The organism is Haloterrigena alkaliphila (assembly GCF_017352155.2).
Taxonomy (GTDB): domain Archaea; phylum Halobacteriota; class Halobacteria; order Halobacteriales; family Natrialbaceae; genus Haloterrigena; species Haloterrigena alkaliphila.
Map to the genome: position 1 here is coordinate 2,167,669 of NZ_CP071462.1, position 19,417 is coordinate 2,187,085.

Below are 19,417 nucleotides of genomic sequence, written 5' to 3' on the forward strand. Positions count from 1 at the left end.
GATCACGACGACGCTTGGCTGCCCGATCCGTTCGGTTCCCACCGTCGATTCGGATATATAGTTCTCGCGTGGTTCGTTTCAGCTACAGAGAAATACAAAGCCCAACGTCGATTATCTTTACAATTCGTACGAATATTATAAAGCCTGATCGTATAACGGGGGATTGCTCCACCTGCATGGTCGAATTTACCAGACGACGGCTGATGGCGACCTCGACGGCAGCCGCCATCGGCGTCGGAGCGATCGGTTCCGTGAGCGGACAGGAAGATGAAGACGGGGACACGCCCGGGGCTCCGCGGATCAACGGCGATATCAAGCGACTCGCGACGACGGCCCACGGCGCCGAGGTCACCGGCCCGTTCGTGTTCGAGAACGGCGAGGTGCTGTTCAGCCTCCAGCATCCGAGTCGGGACAACCCCGCGCCGTACGACACGGCGGCGGTCGGCGTGCTCGCGGGCCACCAGTTCACGTTCAACGGGACTAACGACGAGTTCGACGAACTCGAGGCACCCCGGTCGAACGAGGCGCAGGGACAGGTCCAGGTCGCCGGCGGCGAGTACGACATCCTCGTTCAGGAGGGCGACTCGATCAACGGCGGCGACGAGCGGTGGGGGCACCCACAGACGCCCGACGGCACCGACATCGCCGATTTCGTCGGCACCCGGTACGGCGACGTGGGCTACAATCCCGACATGAACTTCTTCGTGCCGACCGACGAGGACGGCCTCGAGGGCTACCTCTTCACGAACAACGAGACGAGTCCGGGCTGTATCAGCCGGACGCCGATCAGCCGCGGCGAGGACGGCTGGGAGGCCGATCCAGACGACGCGATGGAACTCGAGAACCTCGAGAGCTTCCGCGACATCGGCGGCACCCGAATCAACTGTTACGGCGACCTGAGTCCGTGGGGGACGCCGATGTCGTCCGAAGAGGAGTACGGCCACCCGCGCGTTTCGGGTCCGGCGACGGTCTCAGGGATTGTCGACGCGGGGAGTGGTGTCGGTATTCGTGGCGCGGCGACTTTTTGGAACCGTCCGAACCCCTCCGAGATCGACGGTGCGCTCGACGAGTTGTTCGACGAGGGCTGGAGTCCGCAGGGAACGTGGGCGCTTTCGGGGCTCGAGATGCTGGCCTACTACCTCGGCGCCGATCCGGTCGATCAGGACGGCGACACGAACACGACGGAACCGATCGGCGACGGCTACCCCAACCGGTACCGGTACGGCTATATCGTCGAGGTTACCGAACCGACGGCCGAGGAGCCGACGCCGGTCAAACACCACGTCATGGGTCGGGCTGCCTTCGAGTGTCCCGAGTTCATGCCCGACGAGCGGACCGTCTACCTCGCCTCCGACGGCTCGAGCAAGGGACTCTACAAGTTCGTCGCCGAGGAGCCCATCACGAGCTACGACGACCGGGCGGACGTCCGCGGGACGCTGTCCGCCGCTCGCGTGGTCAACGAGGAAGCCGCGAAGAACCGCCCGCCGGCCGAGGTCGATCTCGAGATCGAGTGGGTCGAACTCGGCACCGCGAGCAACGCCGAGGTCGAGTCCTGGATCGCGGAGTACGACGACGTCTCGCAGGTCGACTACCTCGAGACCCACGCCGACACCGACTGGGAGGACGACCTCGAGGCCGCCATCACGGAGGCGGACGAGACGGTCGCGATCGAGGGCAACCGGGACTACATCACCGACGAGGAGATCCTCGCGTGGGCCAAACAGTACGAGAAGCGCGGTCCCGACGGCGTCGACGAGGAACTGCGCCGCGTCCCCTTCCTCGAGACCCGCGCCGCGGCCAAGGAAGTCGGCGCCACCATCGAGTTCCGCAAGGCCGAGGGGATCGACTCGCTCGACGACGCCGAGCCCGGCGACTACCTCTACATCGGTATCTCGGAGCTCAACGACGGTATGAGCGACGACGAGGGCGAGATTCGGATGGACCGGGTCGACGGCGGCGTCGTCTACCGGGCGCAACTCGACTCCGAGTACGACGTGTCGACGCTCGAGCCGGTGGTCGTCGGCCCCGACGCGACCGATTCCGAATCGATCGTCGACGCCGCGCCGATCAACGTCGACAACGTGATGGTGCTCGACGACGGCCGCGTGCTCCTCTGTGAGGACAAGGGCAGCTTCGGCCGCTCCTACCCCAACGACGCCCTGTGGGTCTACGAGCCGCCGGCGGTCCTCGAGACCGACTCGGTGGCGATCAGCCACGGCGCGACGGGCGCGGTCGACCTCACGCTCTCGTCGATCCCGGACGGGCTCGCGGGCGGTCGCATCACCGTCTCCGTCGAGCACGCCGACGTCGCCGAACTCACCGGCGCCAGCTACCACGACGCGCTGGAGCTCACCGCGGGGCCGTCGATCAGCGGCGACGGCTCGAGCGTCGAGTTCCGGTTCGCCGACCACGAGGACGAAATCGGCGCCACGCTCGAGGACGTCACGCTGGCGACGCTCGAACTCGAGGCCGTCGGCACGGGCACGACGGACGTCACGATCGACGTCCACGCGCTCGACGACGACGACGGGACGGCGATCGAGACCCAGTCCCGTCCGGGCGTCGTCGTCGTCGGCCCGCAGCCCGTTGGCGAGGGCTCGGGACCGGGCCGTGCCCCCACCGACCCTGACGGCGACGGTCGCTTCGAGGACATCAACGGTAACGGCCGACTCGACGACGACGACGTCACCCTGCTGTTCGACACCCTCGAGTCGGATTCCGTCCGGCTCAACGAGGACGCCTTCGACTTCAACGAGAACGGGCGCATCGACTACGACGACGTCGTCTCCCTCTACGACGAACTGTAACCGATACGTCGTCACGACGCCGACGAGTCCCCGTTGACCGCCGACGGCACCGCACCCGCCGCGGCCAGCCCGCACTCGCCGCGGCCGGCCCCCACGTTGCCGGCCGACGTTCAGCTGCTCGGCACCGCCTCGAGCGGAACCGAACCGGGCCTCGCCGTGCTCGTGGCCGCCGTCCTCGTCCGACTCCGCTGACTCGCCATTTTTTCGTCCGACAGTCGCCAGCCCGTGGCAATCGTCGTCAACACTTTTGGCACTCTACTGTCTTGTGACGGTCGTATGAGCGAGGATTCCGACGATCGACAGTTCGCCACGGACAGCGTCCACGCCGGTCAGGAACCGGACCCGACCACGGGGGCCCGCGCGCCGCCGCTGTACCAGACGACGTCCTACGAGTTCGAGGACACCGACCACGCGGCCGCCCTGTTCGGCCTCGAGGAGACCGGGAACATCTACTCGCGGATCATGAACCCGACGAACGCGATGTTAGAGGAGCGCATCGCGACCCTCGAGGGCGGTGCGGCCGCGCTCGCGACGTCGTCGGGGATGGCCGCCTTCGACCTCGCGACGTTCATCCTCGCCGACGTGGGCGACAACATCGTGAGCGCGTCGTCGCTGTACGGCGGCACCTACACCTACCTCACCCACACCGTCGAGAAGCGCGGTATCGAGACGAAGTTCGTCGACACGCTCGACTACGAAGCCTACGAAGAAGCGATCGACGACGACACCGCGTTCGTCCACCTCGAGACGATCGGCAACCCCGCGCTCGTCACGCCCGATATCGAGCGGATCGCCGACATCGCCCACGACCACGACGTGCCGCTGTTCGTCGACAACACCTTCGCGACCCCCTACCTCTGCCGGCCGCTCGAGCACGGCGCGGACCTCGTCTGGAACTCGACGACGAAGTGGATCCACGGCGCCGGGTCGACCATCGGCGGCATCCTCGTCGACGGCGGCTCCTTCCCGTGGCCGGAGGGCGACTACCCCGAAATCACGGAACCGAACCCCGCCTACCACGGCGTGAACTTCTACGAGACCTTCGGCGAAGCCGCCTTCTCGGTCGTCGCCCGCACCCGCGGGCTGCGCGATCTGGGCAACCAGCAGGCCCCCTTCGACGCGTGGGTCACGCTGCAGAAACTCGAGTCCCTCCCGCTGCGGATGGAGAAACACTGCGAGAACGCGATGGCCGTCGCGGAGTACCTCGAGGACCACGAGAAGGTCTCGTGGGTCAACTACCCCGGCCTCGAGAGCCACGAAACGCACGAGAACGCCACGGAGTACCTCGAGGGCGGCTACGGCGGCATGATCACCTTCGGGCTCGAGGGCGGCTACGACGCCGCCGAAACGGTCTGTAACGAGGTCGACCTCGCGAGCCTGCTGGCCAACGTCGGCGACGCGAAGACGCTGATCATCCACCCCGCGAGCACGACCCACCAGCAGCTCACCGAGGAGGAGAAACTGGCGAGCGGCACGACCGACGACATGGTGCGCCTCTCGGTCGGCATCGAGGACGTCGACGACGTGATCGCCGATCTGGACCGGGCCATCGACGCGGCCCAGTAGAGTGCGATCGATCGGCCATCGCGTCACGGGCGCTGAGACCTGACTGTCACGGATCGACGGTTCTCAGCGAGGGGATCCAGCCCCCGTCGTTAAGGGCTCGGCGTTCGATTCGTTCGGTATGCCCACTGGGATACTCACCGATAAGGCGGCCGAACAGATCGTCACCACCTGCCGGACCGCCATCGGCGACAGCCTCCGCTCGGTCACCTACTTCACGCGCGACGATTTCGAACAGGTGTACCTCCGCGAGGACCTCGAGCGCGACGCCGATCTCTCGACGTTCATCGGGCACGAGTGGCGCGGCTTCAAGACCGCCCAGACCGCCTACGAGAAGTCGGAACTCGGCGACTACAACTACACGATTCGGGTCTTCGACAACGGGTTCCTGATCCGCGTCACCAGCGACAGCGAGGGGATCTTCGTGACGACGGACGGGCTCACGGTCAAGGACTTCGAAGAAGTCGCGACGGCGATCAATACGTTCCTCAGCGGTCGCGAGATCGAGTAGTCGACTGCTGACCGGTCGATCGGTCGGTCGCGTCCTCCTGTTGGTCGCGGTCGGTCTCCTCCTCGGCAGTCGGGCTCGAGCGGGTGCCGATCGGCAGGCCACTCCCGAGTTCACCGTCCATTCCGAGGAGGCGGGCGAACCGGCGACGTTCGGCGGCGTGTCTGTCCATGCTCATGTCGACGAAAGACGGCAATATCCGACGTAGTAATGCACGCCATTTGCTGGGGAAACGACCGACTACGCTCGTGAAACGATTCCGGCGCTTGCTGGCGGTTTCGACCCTGTAACAGTTCCGTTCTCTGGGAACTATCGTGAGGGATTCGTCGACAGCGTAACACCCTTTTCGCCCACCCCCGTTCACTGTCGTAATGACCGACCTTCCGCCCCCCGTCGCACGCGCACTCGAGTCCCACGACGCGTTCGCGCCCCGCGAGGACGACGCCGGCTACGACCTGACTACGACCGGCTTCGAGACGACCGTCACGGCCGACGACGCCGAGGGAAAACGGGACGGCGAGTTCCGCGTCACAGTCACGCTCCCCACGCTGGACGCCGCCGTCGCCGGCGAGACCGTCGCTCCCGTCGTCGAGGACGGCTGGTTCGAGACCCTCGAGCGGCGCCTCGAGGACGCGTTCACCGTCGCCCACACGAGCACGCACGAGGACCCCACCGTCGACCGCGGGGCCGAGACGGTCACCGTCTCGCTCGAGTACGTCGCCTGGGACGCCGCCGAGGGCGTCGCGGACTCGAAAGCGCTCGTCGAGTACGTCGAAGGGACCTTCGCCCAGGGGATCATCCCCGGCTACGAGTACCGCGGCGCGGCGGCGACGCTGCTCGAGAACGCGCAGGGCCGCGGCCAGCAGGCTGCAGAGGACGATGGGAACAGCGGCGGAATGCCGATGTAGACCGAACTTTTGCTCTGCGTGCCGTCGCTTCGCGACCGCACTCGGCAAAACTTCGATGAAAAGCACTCCTCGCTCCCTCGGCTCGCGGCGTCGCCGCTCGCCATTCCGCGGCGCTTCGCGCCGCGCTCCGGTCGCTCGTCGGCCCGAGCGCGTAACGCTCGGTGAACGGCGCCGCTCGGGTTCTCCGAACCGCTCGCTCGCCGACGCTGCATTGGTGGAATGATATGCGGCATCAGATTGCCTACTCGAACGAAGGTTCGAAACTGCGGAATGGCCGGGAGAGCGACTCGAGCAGACGCGAGAGTCGCGCGACCCGGGGAAGGGCAGGCCGTCACCCCTTACTAACCGCGAGCGAACGGAGTGAGCGAGCGGGCCGACGACTGACCCGAAGGGGAAGGAGGAGTGCTTTTCATCCAAGTTTTGCCGAGGGCCAGCTTTGCTGGCCCGCAGCGCAAAAGTTGGGTCCTTAGTCCATCGCGATGTACGTCTGCGTGTTTTCGACGCCGTTGATGCCCTGAATCTGGGTGGCGGCGATCTCCTTGACCTGGGCGGGCGTCTCGACCTGCGCTTTCGCGATGATGTCGACGTCGCCGGCGACGATGTGGGCCGACTGGACGCCCTCGATCGTCTCGATGCTGTCTCTGAGTCGATCCGCCTCACCCGTGTTCGCCTTGATCATGATGAATGCGGTAACCATCAGTTGACACCTCCGGTGTCCGACTCCGACGACAGGTCCGTCGTCGCCGAACTCGAGCCCGAGCCGGCGTTCGCGGCGGCTCGAGTCGGCGTCTCGCCGACCAGGAGTTGTCGGACCTCGCTCAGTACGTCGAAGTCCGCGAGGACGACGAGTCGGTCGCCGTCCTCGAGCGAGAGGTCCTCGTTCGGGATTCGCAGGTCCTGGTCGCGCTTGCCGAAGGCGAGGACGGTCGCGTCGGCGGGCAGTTGCAGTTCGCTGATCGTGTAGCCGTTGACGGGTGCGTCGGCGGTGATCGTGAGTTCGACGACCTGCAGGTGGGGCGCGATGTCCGCGATGGCGCGGATGGTCCCGCCCAGCAGGGCGTTCTTCGCGCCGATGGCGCCGAGGCGTTCGGGGTAGATCACCTCGTCGACCTCGTCGGCGTACTTGCGGTAGATCCCCTCGCGGTAGGCCTCGTCGATGCGCATGACCGTCCGACAGCCGTAGTGGTTGCCGATCATGCAGGCGGTGAAGTTGACGTTCAGATCGCCGGTCAGCGCGCTCAGCGCGTCGGCGTCGCGGATGCCGGCCTCCTCGAGGATCTCCTCGCGGGAGCCGTCGCCCTCGACGACGGTAAACTCCTGATCGCGGGCGCGGCGAATCTTCGCCTCATCGCGCTCGATCACCGTTACCTCGTGGCCCTCGTCGCGCAGGACGCGCGCCGTGCGCAGGCCGACCCGTCCAGCCCCGATAATGACGAACCGCATGGACAGGGGTACGCCGGCCCCAGTGAATAAGGTTGCGCCGGTGTACCATGGTACCGGTTCGAAATCGAGAACGTATCGCGCGGGCCGACTCGAGGCGAATCGGACGATCCGGAGGAGATTCAGGGCCGCCGTGTGTTCGCCGTTCGATTCCGCCGATTTCCGGGGTGACCGACGCTCAACCCATCGCGATGTAGGTCTTCGTGTCGCTGACGCCGCCGAGGCCCTGGACGCTCGAGGAGACGGTCTCGAGGACGTCGTAGACCTCCGGGCCGTCGATCTCCGCGATGATGTCGTAGTTGCCGGCGACGATGTGGGCGTCCGCCACCGACTCGAGGCCCCTGATCTCCGCGAGGAGCCCTTCGGACTTTCCGGCGGCCGTCTTCACCATGATGAACGCGTGGACCATCGGTAGTGTGGTACTCTATGGCACGACTAAAGCCTTTGCCCAGCGTCGGGCGCCGGGAGTTCTCGCTGTACCCGCTGGAGCGACCGGTCGCTACGTCGAGACGAATCGGTCCCGGACGGTATCCGCGACGCCGGCGAGGTGGGCCTGTCCGAACACCGCAACCAAGAGCGCACCAAGCGAGTTGTACAGGAGGTCCTTGACGGTGTCGTCGAGGTCGATCTGGGCCAGCGGCATCGTGATCCCCGTCGCGTCGGCCGCGATGTCGAGGGCGAACTCGAACAGTTCCCAGACGACGGCGAAGGCGAGGACGACGACGAAGATGTAGACGAAGGCGATGCGCCGGGGAATGTGGATCTCGTCGCTGTAGAGATCGATCGCTCGAGCGGCGGTGTAGCCGGCACCGGCGACCAGCGAGGCCGACAGCGCGTGCGTGAGGTGGTCCCACCACCAGATCTGGCCGTACAGCCCGGCCGAGCCGAGCGTGTGGAGGAAGACCGACGACGTGATCCAGAGGGCGAGCCACGGATCCAGCGGCAGTTCGTAGTTGCGCTTGAGCAGGGCCGGGAGGAACGTGATCAGGAGACTGGCGGTACCGTTGACGATCGCCTTCGTCTGCCCGGCGAGGAGTCCGTAGCCGACGATCCCGAGCAATAGAAACTGCATGCCCCGCGTCAGGAGCCGCTGGATCCGTACGGACGGCCGCGGGAGCAGCGTCATCGGCGGCCCACCCGTCCGATCGCGCGCCGGAGTTGCCGATCGCGGCGTCTGAAGTAGACGTCGAAGAGGACGCCGGCGGCGACGCCCGCCGCCGTCACCCAGAGGAACTCCACCATCAGCACCTCGTTCGTCGAGAGGTACGACGTCCCGAGCGAGCGATCGAACGTCCAGCGGACGATCGTCCAGACGGCGACCGACGCCAGCGTCAGCATGACGACCAGCGCGATGGCGAACCAGTGGGTGACGCGCATCCACGTGAACATGTGGAGTTCGACGGTGACGATCAGCGCGATCGCCGCGATCGAGAGGTAGGTGGCGAACGTCCCGACGGTCCCGCCGAGGAGTCCTCGGGTCAGGATCGGCAACAACGCGAGCACGAGCAGTTCCCACGGGAGCATCATCCGCCACTCCCAGGCGGAGACCGGCGGGACGAGGACGATCGCGCCGACGGCTGCGACGAAGACCATCCACTGCCGGTCGGCGTCGAGCACGCTCTCGACGAACACCACGACGAGGACGGCGACCAGCGCCCACGAGAGGACGGCGTTCGTGCGTCCGTCCCGGAAGAGGTTCGCGAAGACGTCCTCGAGTTCGATCGGCCCCACCTCGACGCCCGTTCCGTCCCGACTATCGCTCATATCTCGGTTCCAGCGACCAAGGCCGCATAAACCCACTGGCAATCCGCCTCGGAACCGTGAACTTCAAGCGGTGCCAGTCGAGACCCCGGTACGTCAACCGTGTTCGGTCGTTTTCTCCTCGAGGACGGCGTCGCTCGACTACCCGCACAGGCCGGTGGGTTCGAACTGACGCCCGAGATGGTGGTCGTGTTCGGGATCATTCTCCTCGCGCTCGTCCTGTTCGTGACCGAGTGGCTGCCGATCGACGTGACCGCCATCCTCGTCATGGTGTTGTTGATGGTGCTCGGCACCGACGGCGTGGTGAACTTTACCGAGATCTCGACGGCGGAGGGGACGTCGGGCTTCTCGAGCTCGGCGACGATCACCGTGCTGGCGATGCTGATCCTCAGTTCGGGAATCAGCCAGACCGGCGTCGTCCAGATCGTCGGCCGCAAGATGTCCGCGTTCGCGGGCGAGAGCCTCGACCGGCAACTGCTCGCGACGATCGGCGTCAGCGGTCCCATCTCCGGATTCATCAACAACACGCCGGTCGTCGCCATCCTCGTTCCCGTCGTCTCGGACATCGCCCACAAGGGGAAGACGTCGCCCTCGAAGCTCCTGATTCCGCTCTCCTACGCGTCGATGTTCGGCGGGATGCTCACGCTCATCGGCACCTCGACGAACATCCTCGCGAGCGACGTCTCCGCGCGCCTGCTCGACCACCCGTTCTCGATGTTCGAGTTCACCAAACTCGGGATCATCGTCCTGCTCGTCGGAAGCGCCTACCTCCTCACGATCGGGCACCGACTGCTGCCCGAACGCGTCCCCGTCGAGGAGGACTACGTGCAGGAGTACAAGATCGAGGAGTACCTGACCGAAGTCGTCGTCGACGACGACTCGCCGCTGATCGGAACGACCGTCGCGGACGCCATCGACCACGTGGAGTTCGACGCCGACATCCTCCAGGTCGTCCGCGACGACGAGGAGTTCATCGAACCGATCGGGCAGAAGACGCTCCGGGACGGCGACCTGCTGCGACTGCGCGCCGACCGCGAGACGGTCCAGCAACTCGTCGATCGGGAGACGCTGAGGCTCGCGGGGAGCCCGGAGACCGTCGCGGACCTCGAGCCCGAGGCGGCCCCCGACCGGACCCTCGTCGAGATCGTGGTCCCGCGCGGGTCGTTCCTCGTCGGCGAGTCCCTCGAGAGCTCGACGTTTCGCCAGCGCTACGACGCGACGGTGCTGGCCTTCCGCAGCCGGGGCGAGACGGTCCGCGAGGACATGGACGAGCGCCGAATTCGCGTCGGCGACACGCTGCTGGTGCAGGCGGCTCCGGACAGCATCGACCGCCTTTCGCAGAACGACGACTTCATCGTCGCCCACGAGCCCGAGCGACCCGATTACCGGACCGAGAAGATCCCACACGCGGTAGCGATCATGGCGGGCGTCGTCGGCTTCGTCGCCGTGCCGTGGGCGGGGCTCGGGGCCGCGCTGGCCGGCGCGACCGGCATCGCGGCGTTCGAGGCGATGTCGGCACTCTCCCTGCCGATCCTCGTCACGGCGCTCGCGGGCGTCGTCGCGATGGTCGCGGCGGGCGTGCTCAGGCCGACCGAGATCTACGACGCCGTCGAGTGGGACGTGATCTTCCTGCTGGCCGGCATCATCCCCCTCGGGATGGCCCTCGAGCAGACCGGCGGCGCGGACCTGCTGGGTAGTCTCGTCGCCGCGACCGGCGCCTACCTCCCCATGCTCGGGGTCCTCTGGGTGTTCTACCTCGCGACCGGGCTCATCACGGGCGTCATCTCGAACAACGCCAGCGTCGTGTTGATGCTCCCGGTGGCCGTCGAGACCGCCACCCAGATCGGCGCGAACCCGTTCGCGTTCGTGCTGGCGGTGACCTTCGCGGCCTCGACGGCGTTCCTCACGCCCGTCGGCTACCAGACGAATCTCTTCGTCTACGGCCCCGGCGGCTACAAGTTCACGGACTTCGTCCGCGTCGGCGCGCCGCTGCAGTTGCTGCTCTCCGTGGTGACGGTGCTGGGAATCGCGTTCTTCTGGGGACTCTGACGCGGCCGGCGGCTTGCCGAGGGGACCGACGACGTACTCGAGGCGGTCGTCGACGGCGAGGTGGTCGGACAACTCGAGGGTCGCGCCCTGAGCGGCGAACTTGATGTCGGAGTACCGATCGGAGCGGACGAGGTCGCTACGCTTGCGGGCGTCGTTGCGATGAGTGCGTCTACATCAGATGCCGATTCACTGCTCGACGAGTCCTAATCCCTGTACCGTCGGCAGGTTCCAGTCACGAGTGACCGCAGCTAACCGCGTTAGCACGGTAACGGCCGCGCATAGTCCGGCGGCGGTGCTTCCGGTGACGCCGACGACCCCCGCGAGAAAGTACGTACTTCCGCCCAGCACTGCGCAACTCGCGTAGAAATCGTCGAAGAGGATGAACGGGGATCGATCCAGAAGGATATCGGCGAACGCGCCGCCACCGACGGCGTTGATCGTCGCGATAGCGACGACGCCGAACGCCGAAACGCCCGCGTCGGTGGCGACGATGGCACCGGTCGTCGTGAACGCGGCGAGCCCGATCGCGTCCGCGACGAGCGTGATCGGGTGCGTATCCGGAGCCGTGAGGACGACGCTCAGTGCGATCGCCAGGCCGACTCCGAGCAGTCCCAGCGCGATTTCGATCGGGGACTGAAGCGCTAACGGAACCCGCGTCACGAGGAGGTCGCGCGTCGCTCCGCCAGCGAACGCCATCGCCAGCCCGACGACAGTAATTCCGAGCAGGTCGAACTCCTCGCGGATCGCCTTCGACGAGCCGACGAGAGCGAACGCGAGTAAGCCGATCGTGTTCATCACCGCGAACGGATCGCCGAACAATACCCCGAGGAGGTCCTGCCCCATTGTTCGCTCCTACGGGAACAGATCCCTTGAGTCCTCCGAGACGCCGGTTCCGTCTCGATCCGCGGCCCCTCACGTGCGCTAACAGGGTGATCTGTACTTCCCGCGAGTTTCACAGCTGGTTCGATAACGAAATCGGATACGCTGTTAAAATCCTCAGCGGCTAACGAATTCTGATGGGGAATCGGTAAGAACAGGCGATCTACATACTTCTCGGCCGGTCAGCCGGCATGCGGTGGCGCGTGCTGTGCCGGGGTGAGCGTAAAGCGAACCGCGGCACGAACTCACGCGAGGGATGAGCGAGCGGAGCGAGCGAATCGGCTGGGGAGGGCGTGGCGAATCACTGTTGCCGCGATAGCAGGACACTTCGCTTTATCCAGTTCGTCAATCGAAGCGCCGTTCTATTCACACGTGTAGTGTGCTTGCGTTTCACGCTACAATGCATCTGAAGAATCGGGTTTCAATAGAGCCAAACCGTGCAACTCTCTACCTGGAGGTTCGGCCGGCTCACACTCATTCGAGGCCGGATCCCTCCAGCACCGACTCGAGAACTCCCGACACCTCCTCGAGCACCGTCTCGGGTTCCTGCGTCGCGTCGACGCGGACGAACCGGTCGGGGTCGCACTCGAGGAGGCGTTCGTAGTTGTCCCGGACCGTCTCGAGGTACTCCGCCCGCTCGAACTTGTTAGTCGTGCCCGCGCGCTCGGCGGCCGTCTCGGGGTCGAGATCGAGGTAGACCGTCAGGTCCGGCGGGATCGTGAAGGAGTCGTGGATGTCGACGACGTACTCGAGGGGGTCCTCGAGGTCGACTCGATCGGATCGCTCGAGGGTTGCGCCCTGATAGGCAAAGCGGGAGTCGGAGTAGCGATCGGAGATCACGAGGTCGCCGCGCTCGAGCGCGGGCTCGACCACGCGCGAGAGGTGCGCGGCGTGGTCGGCGGTGTAGAGGAACAGTTCCGCCAGCGGGTCGGCGTCGTCGTCCTCGATCGAGCGATAGACGGCCTCGCCGTACCAGGAGTCGTTCGTCGGTTCGCGGGTGAATACGGCGTCGGGATACGCGTCGTACAGCGCCTCCCAGACCGTCGTCTTGCCGCTGCCGTCCAGCCCCTCGAGCGTGACCAGCATACTCCCACGTCGTGGGGTGGAGTACTTAGGTGTAGGTCAATCGGCCGCACATCGGCACCTCCAGCTATTTATCGTTCCGAATGCACGTTTCCGCTATGAACGTCCTCGTCGCCGGCGGTACCGGCTTTATCGGCACGAATCTCTGCACGGAACTCCACGAACGCGGCCACGACGTCACGGCGCTGGCCCGCGATCCAAGCGGCGCTGCCCTCCCCGAGGGCGTCGAGCGAGCGGCAGGGGACGTCAGCAGTTACGACTCGATCGCCGACACCGTCGCGGGCCACGACGCCGTCGTCAACCTCGTCTCGCTCTCGCCGCTGTACCAGCCCCGCGACGAGGGCGCCCACGAGACGGTCCACCTCGGCGGCACCGAGAACCTCGTTCGGGCCGCCGAAGACGGCGACGCCGATCGGTTCGTCCAGATGAGCGCGCTCGGCGCCGATCCGGACGCCGACACCGAGTTCCTCCGCACCAAGGGCGCGGCCGAAGCCATCGTCACCGACTCGCACCTCGCGTGGACGATCGTCCGCCCGTCCGTGGTCTTCGGCGACGGCGCCGAGTTCCTCGAGTTCACGAAGCAACTGACGACGCCGTACGTGACGGGGCTGCCGGGCGGCGGCAAGACGCGGTTCCAGCCGGTCTGGGTCGGCGACCTGGTCCCGATGCTCGCCGACGCCCTCGAAGATCACACCCACGTCGGCGAGACCTACGAGATCGCCGGTCCGCAGATCGTCACGCTCGCGGACGCGACCGAGATGGCCTACGCGGCCGACGGGCACTCGGTGAAGATCCTCTCGATCCCCATGTCGCTGGCGAAACTCGGCCTGTCGGCGGTCGAACCCCTCCCGTTCGTTCCGTTCGGCGCCGATCAGGCGCGCTCGCTCGAGATGAACAACACCGTCGTCACCAACGACGTGACCGCGTTCGACGTCTCGGAGGACGAACTGACGACGCTCGGCGCGTATCTCGGCGTGGACGCGGCCGACCGTCGGACGGCCAAGCGGCGGTCCGCGTGAGCCGCGCCCGAGACTGGATCGCCGTCGACGGTTTCCTACCCCGACTTAAGGGTGTCCCAATTAGCCCAAAGCTTTAGTATAAAGGATAGGGCTGCCGTTTCTAGCGATCGGAATATCGATCGTAACTCACTCGAGAACCTCGGCGTCTGCTGGCGGTTTTCGAAGACACTGAAGGTGTCGTGAAATTCACTTCAACAAAAGACTTATGTCCTTGATCACACTGTACCAATCCAACGGAGCCCCCTGACAAACAATGAAGCTGGCGATGATCGGATTCGGACAGGCCGGTGGCAAGATCGTCGATCGATTCCTCGATTACGACGATCGGACGGGTAGCGGAATCGTCCGCGCGGCGATAGCCGTCAATTCCGCGAAAGCGGACCTCATCGGTCTCGACAACATACCACAGGAGAATCGCGTCCTCATCGGACAGGCCCGCGTCAAGGGCCACGGTGTAGGAGCAGACAACGAACTCGGCGCGGAAGTCGCCGAGGAGGACATCGACGAGGTGCAAAACGCCATCGATGCGATCCCCACCCACGAGGTCGACGCCTTTCTGGTCGTCGCCGGAATGGGCGGCGGAACCGGATCCGGCGGTGCGCCCGTCCTCGCAAAACACCTCAAACGGATCTACACGATCCCGGTCTACGGCCTCGGCGTCCTGCCGGGCACGGACGAGGGCGGGATCTATACGCTCAACGCGGCCAGGTCGTTCCAGACGTTCGTCCGCGAAGTGGACAACCTCATGGTCTTCGACAACGACTCGTGGCGACAGACCGGCGAGTCCGTCGAAGGCGGCTACGACCAGATCAACGAGGAGATCGTCCGTCGATTCGGCATCCTCTTCGGCGCCGGCGAGGTCGGCGACGGACAGGAGGTCGCCGAGAGCGTCGTCGACTCTTCGGAGATCATCAACACGCTCTCGGGCGGCGGCGTCTCGACGGTCGGCTTCGCCAGCGAAGAGGTCGACCTGAACAGCGGCGGCGGGCTGCTGTCCCGATTCACCGGTGACGGTGGCGGCAGCGGCGACGATCTCGACGCGGCGAACACGACCAACCGCATCACGAGCCTCGTCCGCAAGGCCGCGCTGGGCCGGCTGACGCTACCGTGTGAGATCGAAGGCACCGAGCGGGCCCTGCTCGTGCTCTCCGGTCCGCCGGAGTACCTCAACCGGAAAGGCATAGAGCGCGGGCGGAAGTGGCTCGAAGAGGAGACGGGCAGCATGGAAGTTCGCGGTGGCGACTTCCCGCGAGAGGAGCCCGAAGTGTCCGCAGCGATCCTGCTTTCCGGCGTGACGAACGTCCCGCGGATCAAGCGCCTCCAGCAGGTCGCGATCGAAGCGCAGGACAACATAGACGACATCCAGCAGGAGAGCGAGGAGAACCTCGAAGAACTCGTCGAAGACGACGAGGACGAACTCGAGCCGCTGTTCTAGGCTCGCCGTTCTTTCGCGACCCGACGACGCCAGCGACCGCACTCGTGTCGGGGGGCACGACGGTGGTCGCCCGTAACTGGCGTGGCCCGAGCGCGGAACCGCGCGGAGGCCGCCGCGGTCCGAACCCGTAATCGCACGGAATCGGGTCCCGGTTCGACGCGGGTCCCGATTCGACTGGGTCCCGGTTCGACGCGGGTCCCGATTCGACTGGGTCCCGGTTCGACGTGTTTTTGGGTCCGACCGGCGTACCCTCGAGCGATGCACGTCGTCGTCCCGTTCGCCGCGACGGAGCCCAAAACGCGGCTCGCGGCCGCCCTCTCACCGTCGGAACGATCGACGGTCGCTCGAGCCATGCTCGCGGACGTCCTGGCGGCGGTCGTCGGGGCGGGTCACGAACCGACGGTCGTGGCGACGGCGCCGCTCGACCTCGACGCGCTCCCCATCGCGGACGACGTTCGCGTGTCGACGGCCGTCTCGGTCGACGAGCGGTCGCTCACCGAGGCGGTCAACGCGCGCCTCCCGAACGGGTGCGGCGACGAGGCCGTCGCGGTCGTCATGGCCGACCTCGCGCTGACGACGGTCGACGCGCTCGAGACCCTCTTCTCCGCGGACGCCGACGTGGCCGTCGCACCGGGACGGGGCGGCGGCACGAACGCGCTGGTCGTTCGCCACCCCGACTTTCGGGTGGACTACCACGGGGCGTCCTACCTGGATCACTGCGAGATCGCCCGCGACGTCGGCGCGAACCTCGAGACGGTCGACTCCTTCCGGCTGGCGACCGACGTCGACGAACCCGCGGATCTCGTCGAGGTGCTGGTCCACGGCTCCGAGACCGACCGCGCCCCCGCGTCGCTCCGGGAACTCGGGTTCGAACTCGACGCGGACGGCGGCCGCGTGACCGTCGCTCGACTCGAGAACTCGACCACCGAGTAGTCCTCCTGCCCGGCAGCCGACACGCCGGCCGCGCCGCTGGACGATCGAATTCACGAACGAACGGAGTGTGGGCGGCGCTCAGTCGGACGTCGGCTCGCTCTCGGGGCGCATCCACTCGCGGATGCGGTCCGAGTACGCGAGCGCGGTGAGTCCCGCGACGAACGACAGGAAACTCGGGACGAGTATCCACAGGAGATCTGGGTGGTCGGTTCCGGTATGGAGTGCGATATCGAGCATGTGCGTTCCACTAGGCGCGACGACCGCCGTAAGACAACCGATCCGTCGCTCCCATAACTGATCCGTCTCTCTCCGCCGCTGCCGGTTCGGATCGGCGTCGAGACCACGCCCGGAAGTGAAGGGCTTATGTGCCGAGCGCCGGGAATCTGAGGTAATGTTCCCCGGGGCGAGCGAGTACGGCGTCGACGTCGCGGTCGACGACGCGGCGGTCGAGGACCTCCTCGAGGTCACGCCCGCCGACGTCGAGGCACCCGCGGCGTTGACCTTCTCGCGAAACGTCTTCGTGCCGCTGACCACGGCGTGCCGGTACACCTGCACCTACTGCACCTACTTCGATCCGCCCGGAGAGGCCTCCCTCCTCTCGCTCGAGGAGGTCAGAGAGATCTGCCGACAGGGGGCCGACGCGGGCTGTACGGAGGCGCTGTTCACCTTCGGCGACGACCCCGACGACCGCTACACCGAGATCCACGCGCAACTCGCGGAGTGGGGCCACGACTCCATCCACGAGTACCTGCGCGCGGCCTGCGAGGTCGCCCTCGAGGAGGGACTGCTCCCTCACGCCAACCCGGGCGACCAGACCCGCGAGCAGCTGGCCGAGGTCGCCGACGTCAACGCGAGCATGGGCGTGATGCTCGAGACGACCGCCGAGGTCGGCGCCCACGCCGGTCCGCGGCGCAAGGAACCGGGCCAGCGCCTGCGGACCATCGAGAACGCCGGCGAACTCGACGTCGCCTTCACCACCGGAATCCTCGTGGGGATCGGCGAAACGTGGCGCGACCGGGCGGAGAGCCTGCTCGCGATCCGCGAACTGCACGAGCGCTACGATCACATCCAGGAGGTGATCGTCCAGCCGGTCGTCGACAACGAGCGCTGGTCGGAGGGGTCGCCCGACCTCGCGACGATGCGCCACGTGACGGCGATGGCCCGCGTCGCCCTCCCCGAGGAGGTCTCGGTGCAGGTGCCGCCGAACCTCGCACCCGCGAAAGAGTTGATCGACTGCGGCGTCGACGACCTCGGCGGCGTGTCGCCGGTCACGGACGACCACATCAACCCCGAGTACAAGTGGCCCGCGCTGCGCGAACTCGAGGAGATCGCCGCCTCGGCGGAACTGCCGCTCGGCGAACGCCTACCGGTCTACGAGCGGTTCCTGCCCGACGACCTGCGAACCGACGGGTTCGACGGCGTCGCCGCCGACGGCACCGCCGGTGCCGAGGGCGCGACGCGAGAGCCGAACGCCGACCGCGAGTGGATTTCGCCGACGATTCACGAGGCGCTCGCGGCCGACGACGAGGCCGGGCAGCGGTATCGCGCGGTGCTCCGAAACGCTGCGGCGGCGACGCGCTGAGCGGGGACGCGCTACCAGTAGTCGTCGTGGACCGCGAGCCCCTCACTTTCCAGGACCGGTCCGTCGACAGCGGTCGGCGCGTCGGCCCGGTCGACGACCTCCTCGCAGGGAATCTCGATCACGCCGTCTCTGAGTTCCGCGAGCGACTCGACGGAGACGCCGTAGACGACCCGCCCCAGTCCCGCGTAGACGATCGCGCTCGCACACATCGGACAGGGTTCGGTACTCGTGTACATCGTACACGACTCGCGTTCGTTCGACTCGAGTTCGCTCGCGGCCCACCGGGCCAGCTCGAACTCCGGATGGGCGGCGATGTCGTCGTCCGTGAGCGTGGTGTTCTCGGCCGTTCGAACGATCTCGTCGTCGACGACGAGCAGCGAGCCGAAGGGAGTGTTTCCGTGTTCGACCGCCGATTCGGCGAGATCGATCGCCTGCCGGACGTACGACTCGTCGGTGGCCATAGCGGGCGTTCGGCCGCCGGTCCCGAAACGCTTCCCCCGCCGGATGCGAGCGAAACGAGTCGCCGTGAGCGGCGACTGGAACGCGACGTCCTACGTGCAGGAGAAGCCGCCGTCGACGACCAGCGCCTGCCCGGTGATCCAGTCGGCTTCGTCGCTGGCGAGGAACAGCATGGCGTTGGCGATGTCCTCGGGCTCACCGAGTCGCTTGAGCGGATAGAACTTCGACATCTCTTCCTTCCTCGCCTCCCACTCCTCCTCGGTGTGGTTCTTCCGGGGCATCGCCGTGTCCGTGACGCCCGGACAGACCGCGTTCGCCCGGACGCCGGCCGGCCCGACCTCGGCCGCGACGGTGCGCGTGAAGTTGACGACCGCGCCCTTCGAGAGCGAGTAGGCGCCGAGCTGGGGCGCGCCGATGACGCCCGCCAGCGACGCGGTGTTGACGATCGCGCCCGACCCCTGCTCCCTGAAGTGTGGAATCACGGCGTGACAGCCGTTCCATACGCCCTTGACGTTCACGTCGATGACCCGGTCGCGCTCGCCCTCGTCGATCTCCTCTACCTTCGCGCGCTCGTGGCTGACGCCCGCGTTGTTGAGCATGACGTCGAGGCCGAACTCGTCGACCGCCTCGTCGACGGCCGCGTGGACCGCGTCGGCGTCCCGGACGTCCAACTCGAGGGCGGTCCCCGCCTGTCCGATGTCCTCGACGCGGTCGATCGTCTCCTCGGCGCCCTCGAGGTCGATATCGGCGGCGACGATCGTCGCGCCTTCCTCGGCGAACAGTTCTGCGGCTTCCCGGCCGAGGCCGGACCCTGCACCCGTGATAAACGCCGTCTTGCCTTCGAGTCGCATACGCATACGTTCTCGAGTGTCCCCATAAAGGATGGTTCCGACGCATCGGTTGCCGGCTCGAGTCGGGTATCCTCGACAAATTTTCCGTATCGACTGTGTTGACAACTATACGGCACTAGTGAAAGCTCGAATTTCGTCAC

At 66.5% G+C, this 19,417-nt stretch carries 21 protein-coding genes; 10 read left to right on the plus strand and 11 right to left on the minus strand.

Annotated features, from left to right (window positions below):
* Positions 1 to 176 precede the first annotated feature (176 nt).
* The 4 genes from J0X25_RS29315 (at position 177) to J0X25_RS29330 (ending at position 4,881) form a co-directional block, all read left to right on the plus strand.
* Positions 177 to 2,807 carry an alkaline phosphatase PhoX gene (locus J0X25_RS29315; protein WP_207287457.1) on the plus strand — a complete coding sequence of 877 codons (2,631 nt, stop codon included), beginning with the start codon at positions 177 to 179 and terminating at the stop codon, positions 2,805 to 2,807.
* 33 nt (positions 2,808 to 2,840) lie between these two features.
* Entirely contained in the window at positions 2,841 to 2,999 is a 159-nt protein-coding gene (locus tag J0X25_RS29320; RefSeq protein WP_207287458.1) for a hypothetical protein, read from the plus strand.
* An 84-nt stretch (positions 3,000 to 3,083) separates the two neighbouring features.
* Positions 3,084 to 4,373: an O-acetylhomoserine aminocarboxypropyltransferase/cysteine synthase family protein gene (locus J0X25_RS29325; protein WP_207287459.1), complete on the plus strand. Its 1,290-nt coding sequence runs from the start codon at positions 3,084 to 3,086 to the stop codon at positions 4,371 to 4,373.
* 118 nt (positions 4,374 to 4,491) lie between these two features.
* Positions 4,492 to 4,881, plus strand: a complete 390-nt coding sequence (locus J0X25_RS29330) for a DUF7522 family protein (RefSeq protein ID WP_207287460.1) — start codon at positions 4,492 to 4,494, stop codon at positions 4,879 to 4,881.
* Here J0X25_RS29330 and J0X25_RS29335 read toward each other — a convergent pair.
* Positions 4,859 to 5,056, minus strand: coding sequence for a hypothetical protein (locus J0X25_RS29335; protein WP_207287461.1), 198 nt, complete (start codon positions 5,054 to 5,056; stop codon positions 4,859 to 4,861). The two genes, J0X25_RS29330 and J0X25_RS29335, sit on opposite strands and share 23 nt — an antisense overlap.
* Before the next feature lie 193 nt (positions 5,057 to 5,249).
* Here J0X25_RS29335 and J0X25_RS29340 point away from each other — a divergent pair, with 193 nt between their 5' ends.
* On the plus strand, positions 5,250 to 5,786 hold the full coding sequence (locus tag J0X25_RS29340; protein ID WP_207287462.1) for a DUF5813 family protein: 537 nt from the start codon (positions 5,250 to 5,252) through the stop codon (positions 5,784 to 5,786).
* A gap of 466 nt (positions 5,787 to 6,252) precedes the next feature.
* Here the strand turns inward: J0X25_RS29340 and J0X25_RS29345 are convergent, their stop codons facing one another.
* From J0X25_RS29345 to J0X25_RS29365, 5 genes are all read right to left on the minus strand, one after another.
* Positions 6,253 to 6,483 carry an Lrp/AsnC family transcriptional regulator gene (locus J0X25_RS29345; protein ID WP_207287463.1) on the minus strand — a complete coding sequence of 77 codons (231 nt, stop codon included), beginning with the start codon at positions 6,481 to 6,483 and terminating at the stop codon, positions 6,253 to 6,255.
* On the minus strand, positions 6,483 to 7,229 hold the full coding sequence (locus J0X25_RS29350) for a potassium channel family protein (protein ID WP_207287464.1): 747 nt from the start codon (positions 7,227 to 7,229) through the stop codon (positions 6,483 to 6,485). Before J0X25_RS29350 ends, J0X25_RS29345 begins: the two co-directional genes overlap by 1 nt.
* Positions 7,230 to 7,404: 175 nt before the next feature.
* A complete protein-coding gene (locus J0X25_RS29355; protein ID WP_207287465.1) occupies positions 7,405 to 7,635 on the minus strand; it encodes an Lrp/AsnC family transcriptional regulator in 231 nt (76 codons plus the stop codon).
* Between the two features lie 90 nt (positions 7,636 to 7,725).
* Complete coding sequence (locus J0X25_RS29360) at positions 7,726 to 8,352, minus strand: DUF2238 domain-containing protein (RefSeq protein WP_207287466.1); 627 nt, start codon at positions 8,350 to 8,352, stop codon at positions 7,726 to 7,728.
* Entirely contained in the window at positions 8,349 to 8,990 is a 642-nt protein-coding gene (locus J0X25_RS29365; protein WP_207287467.1) for a hypothetical protein, read from the minus strand. The genes J0X25_RS29360 and J0X25_RS29365 overlap by 4 nt, the downstream gene beginning before the upstream one ends.
* Before the next feature lie 177 nt (positions 8,991 to 9,167).
* Between J0X25_RS29365 and J0X25_RS29370 the strand changes: the two genes are divergently transcribed.
* Positions 9,168 to 11,036, plus strand: coding sequence for an SLC13 family permease (locus tag J0X25_RS29370; RefSeq protein ID WP_207290888.1), 1,869 nt, complete (start codon positions 9,168 to 9,170; stop codon positions 11,034 to 11,036).
* Positions 11,037 to 11,222: 186 nt separating this feature from the next.
* Here the strand turns inward: J0X25_RS29370 and J0X25_RS29380 are convergent, their stop codons facing one another.
* Together J0X25_RS29380 and tmk are read right to left on the minus strand one after the other, a co-directional pair.
* On the minus strand, positions 11,223 to 11,879 hold the full coding sequence (locus J0X25_RS29380; protein ID WP_207287468.1) for a trimeric intracellular cation channel family protein: 657 nt from the start codon (positions 11,877 to 11,879) through the stop codon (positions 11,223 to 11,225).
* A gap of 510 nt (positions 11,880 to 12,389) precedes the next feature.
* A complete protein-coding gene (gene tmk, locus J0X25_RS29385) occupies positions 12,390 to 13,001 on the minus strand; it encodes a dTMP kinase (RefSeq protein ID WP_207287469.1) in 612 nt (203 codons plus the stop codon).
* A 95-nt stretch (positions 13,002 to 13,096) separates the two neighbouring features.
* On the opposite strand from tmk, the gene J0X25_RS29390 reads away from it, so the two are divergent.
* From J0X25_RS29390 to cofC, 3 genes are all read left to right on the plus strand, one after another.
* The gene (locus J0X25_RS29390; RefSeq protein ID WP_207287470.1) at positions 13,097 to 14,017 is read left to right on the plus strand and encodes a complex I NDUFA9 subunit family protein; all 921 of its coding nucleotides are present in this window, start codon (positions 13,097 to 13,099) and stop codon (positions 14,015 to 14,017) included.
* 253 nt (positions 14,018 to 14,270) lie between these two features.
* Entirely contained in the window at positions 14,271 to 15,452 is a 1,182-nt protein-coding gene (locus tag J0X25_RS29395; protein ID WP_207287471.1) for a tubulin/FtsZ family protein, read from the plus strand.
* A gap of 258 nt (positions 15,453 to 15,710) precedes the next feature.
* Positions 15,711 to 16,385, plus strand: a complete 675-nt coding sequence (gene cofC, locus J0X25_RS29400; protein WP_207287472.1) for a 2-phospho-L-lactate guanylyltransferase — start codon at positions 15,711 to 15,713, stop codon at positions 16,383 to 16,385.
* 78 nt (positions 16,386 to 16,463) lie between these two features.
* Here the strand turns inward: cofC and J0X25_RS29405 are convergent, their stop codons facing one another.
* The gene (locus J0X25_RS29405; RefSeq protein ID WP_207287473.1) at positions 16,464 to 16,622 is read right to left on the minus strand and encodes a hypothetical protein; all 159 of its coding nucleotides are present in this window, start codon (positions 16,620 to 16,622) and stop codon (positions 16,464 to 16,466) included.
* A gap of 154 nt (positions 16,623 to 16,776) precedes the next feature.
* Between J0X25_RS29405 and cofG the strand changes: the two genes are divergently transcribed.
* Positions 16,777 to 17,967: a 7,8-didemethyl-8-hydroxy-5-deazariboflavin synthase subunit CofG gene (gene cofG, locus J0X25_RS29410; protein ID WP_207287474.1), complete on the plus strand. Its 1,191-nt coding sequence runs from the start codon at positions 16,777 to 16,779 to the stop codon at positions 17,965 to 17,967.
* Positions 17,968 to 17,978: 11 nt separating this feature from the next.
* Here the strand turns inward: cofG and J0X25_RS29415 are convergent, their stop codons facing one another.
* On the minus strand, positions 17,979 to 18,428 hold the full coding sequence (locus J0X25_RS29415; protein WP_207287475.1) for a nucleoside deaminase: 450 nt from the start codon (positions 18,426 to 18,428) through the stop codon (positions 17,979 to 17,981).
* Between the two features lie 90 nt (positions 18,429 to 18,518).
* Positions 18,519 to 19,277: an SDR family NAD(P)-dependent oxidoreductase gene (locus J0X25_RS29420; RefSeq protein WP_207287476.1), complete on the minus strand. Its 759-nt coding sequence runs from the start codon at positions 19,275 to 19,277 to the stop codon at positions 18,519 to 18,521.
* Between the last annotated feature and the right edge of the window lie 140 nt (positions 19,278 to 19,417).

What these genes read in the sequence shown, in the direction of transcription:
- J0X25_RS29315 (WP_207287457.1), top strand. Translation starts at nt 177, where the DNA reads ATGGTCGAATTTACCAGACGACGGCTGATGGCGACCTCGACGGCAGCC.
- J0X25_RS29325 (WP_207287459.1), top strand. Translation starts at nt 3,084, where the DNA reads ATGAGCGAGGATTCCGACGATCGACAGTTCGCCACGGACAGCGTCCAC.
- J0X25_RS29330 (WP_207287460.1), top strand. Translation starts at nt 4,492, where the DNA reads ATGCCCACTGGGATACTCACCGATAAGGCGGCCGAACAGATCGTCACC.
- J0X25_RS29335 (WP_207287461.1), bottom strand. Translation starts at nt 5,056, where the DNA reads ATGAGCATGGACAGACACGCCGCCGAACGTCGCCGGTTCGCCCGCCTC.
- J0X25_RS29340 (WP_207287462.1), top strand. Translation starts at nt 5,250, where the DNA reads ATGACCGACCTTCCGCCCCCCGTCGCACGCGCACTCGAGTCCCACGAC.
- J0X25_RS29345 (WP_207287463.1), bottom strand. Translation starts at nt 6,483, where the DNA reads ATGGTTACCGCATTCATCATGATCAAGGCGAACACGGGTGAGGCGGAT.
- J0X25_RS29350 (WP_207287464.1), bottom strand. Translation starts at nt 7,229, where the DNA reads ATGCGGTTCGTCATTATCGGGGCTGGACGGGTCGGCCTGCGCACGGCG.
- J0X25_RS29355 (WP_207287465.1), bottom strand. Translation starts at nt 7,635, where the DNA reads ATGGTCCACGCGTTCATCATGGTGAAGACGGCCGCCGGAAAGTCCGAA.
- J0X25_RS29360 (WP_207287466.1), bottom strand. Translation starts at nt 8,352, where the DNA reads ATGACGCTGCTCCCGCGGCCGTCCGTACGGATCCAGCGGCTCCTGACG.
- J0X25_RS29365 (WP_207287467.1), bottom strand. Translation starts at nt 8,990, where the DNA reads ATGAGCGATAGTCGGGACGGAACGGGCGTCGAGGTGGGGCCGATCGAA.
- J0X25_RS29370 (WP_207290888.1), top strand. Translation starts at nt 9,168, where the DNA reads ATGGTGGTCGTGTTCGGGATCATTCTCCTCGCGCTCGTCCTGTTCGTG.
- J0X25_RS29380 (WP_207287468.1), bottom strand. Translation starts at nt 11,879, where the DNA reads ATGGGGCAGGACCTCCTCGGGGTATTGTTCGGCGATCCGTTCGCGGTG.
- tmk (WP_207287469.1), bottom strand. Translation starts at nt 13,001, where the DNA reads ATGCTGGTCACGCTCGAGGGGCTGGACGGCAGCGGCAAGACGACGGTC.
- J0X25_RS29390 (WP_207287470.1), top strand. Translation starts at nt 13,097, where the DNA reads ATGAACGTCCTCGTCGCCGGCGGTACCGGCTTTATCGGCACGAATCTC.
- J0X25_RS29395 (WP_207287471.1), top strand. Translation starts at nt 14,271, where the DNA reads ATGAAGCTGGCGATGATCGGATTCGGACAGGCCGGTGGCAAGATCGTC.
- cofC (WP_207287472.1), top strand. Translation starts at nt 15,711, where the DNA reads ATGCACGTCGTCGTCCCGTTCGCCGCGACGGAGCCCAAAACGCGGCTC.
- J0X25_RS29405 (WP_207287473.1), bottom strand. Translation starts at nt 16,622, where the DNA reads ATGCTCGATATCGCACTCCATACCGGAACCGACCACCCAGATCTCCTG.
- cofG (WP_207287474.1), top strand. Translation starts at nt 16,777, where the DNA reads ATGTTCCCCGGGGCGAGCGAGTACGGCGTCGACGTCGCGGTCGACGAC.
- J0X25_RS29415 (WP_207287475.1), bottom strand. Translation starts at nt 18,428, where the DNA reads ATGGCCACCGACGAGTCGTACGTCCGGCAGGCGATCGATCTCGCCGAA.
- J0X25_RS29420 (WP_207287476.1), bottom strand. Translation starts at nt 19,277, where the DNA reads ATGCGACTCGAAGGCAAGACGGCGTTTATCACGGGTGCAGGGTCCGGC.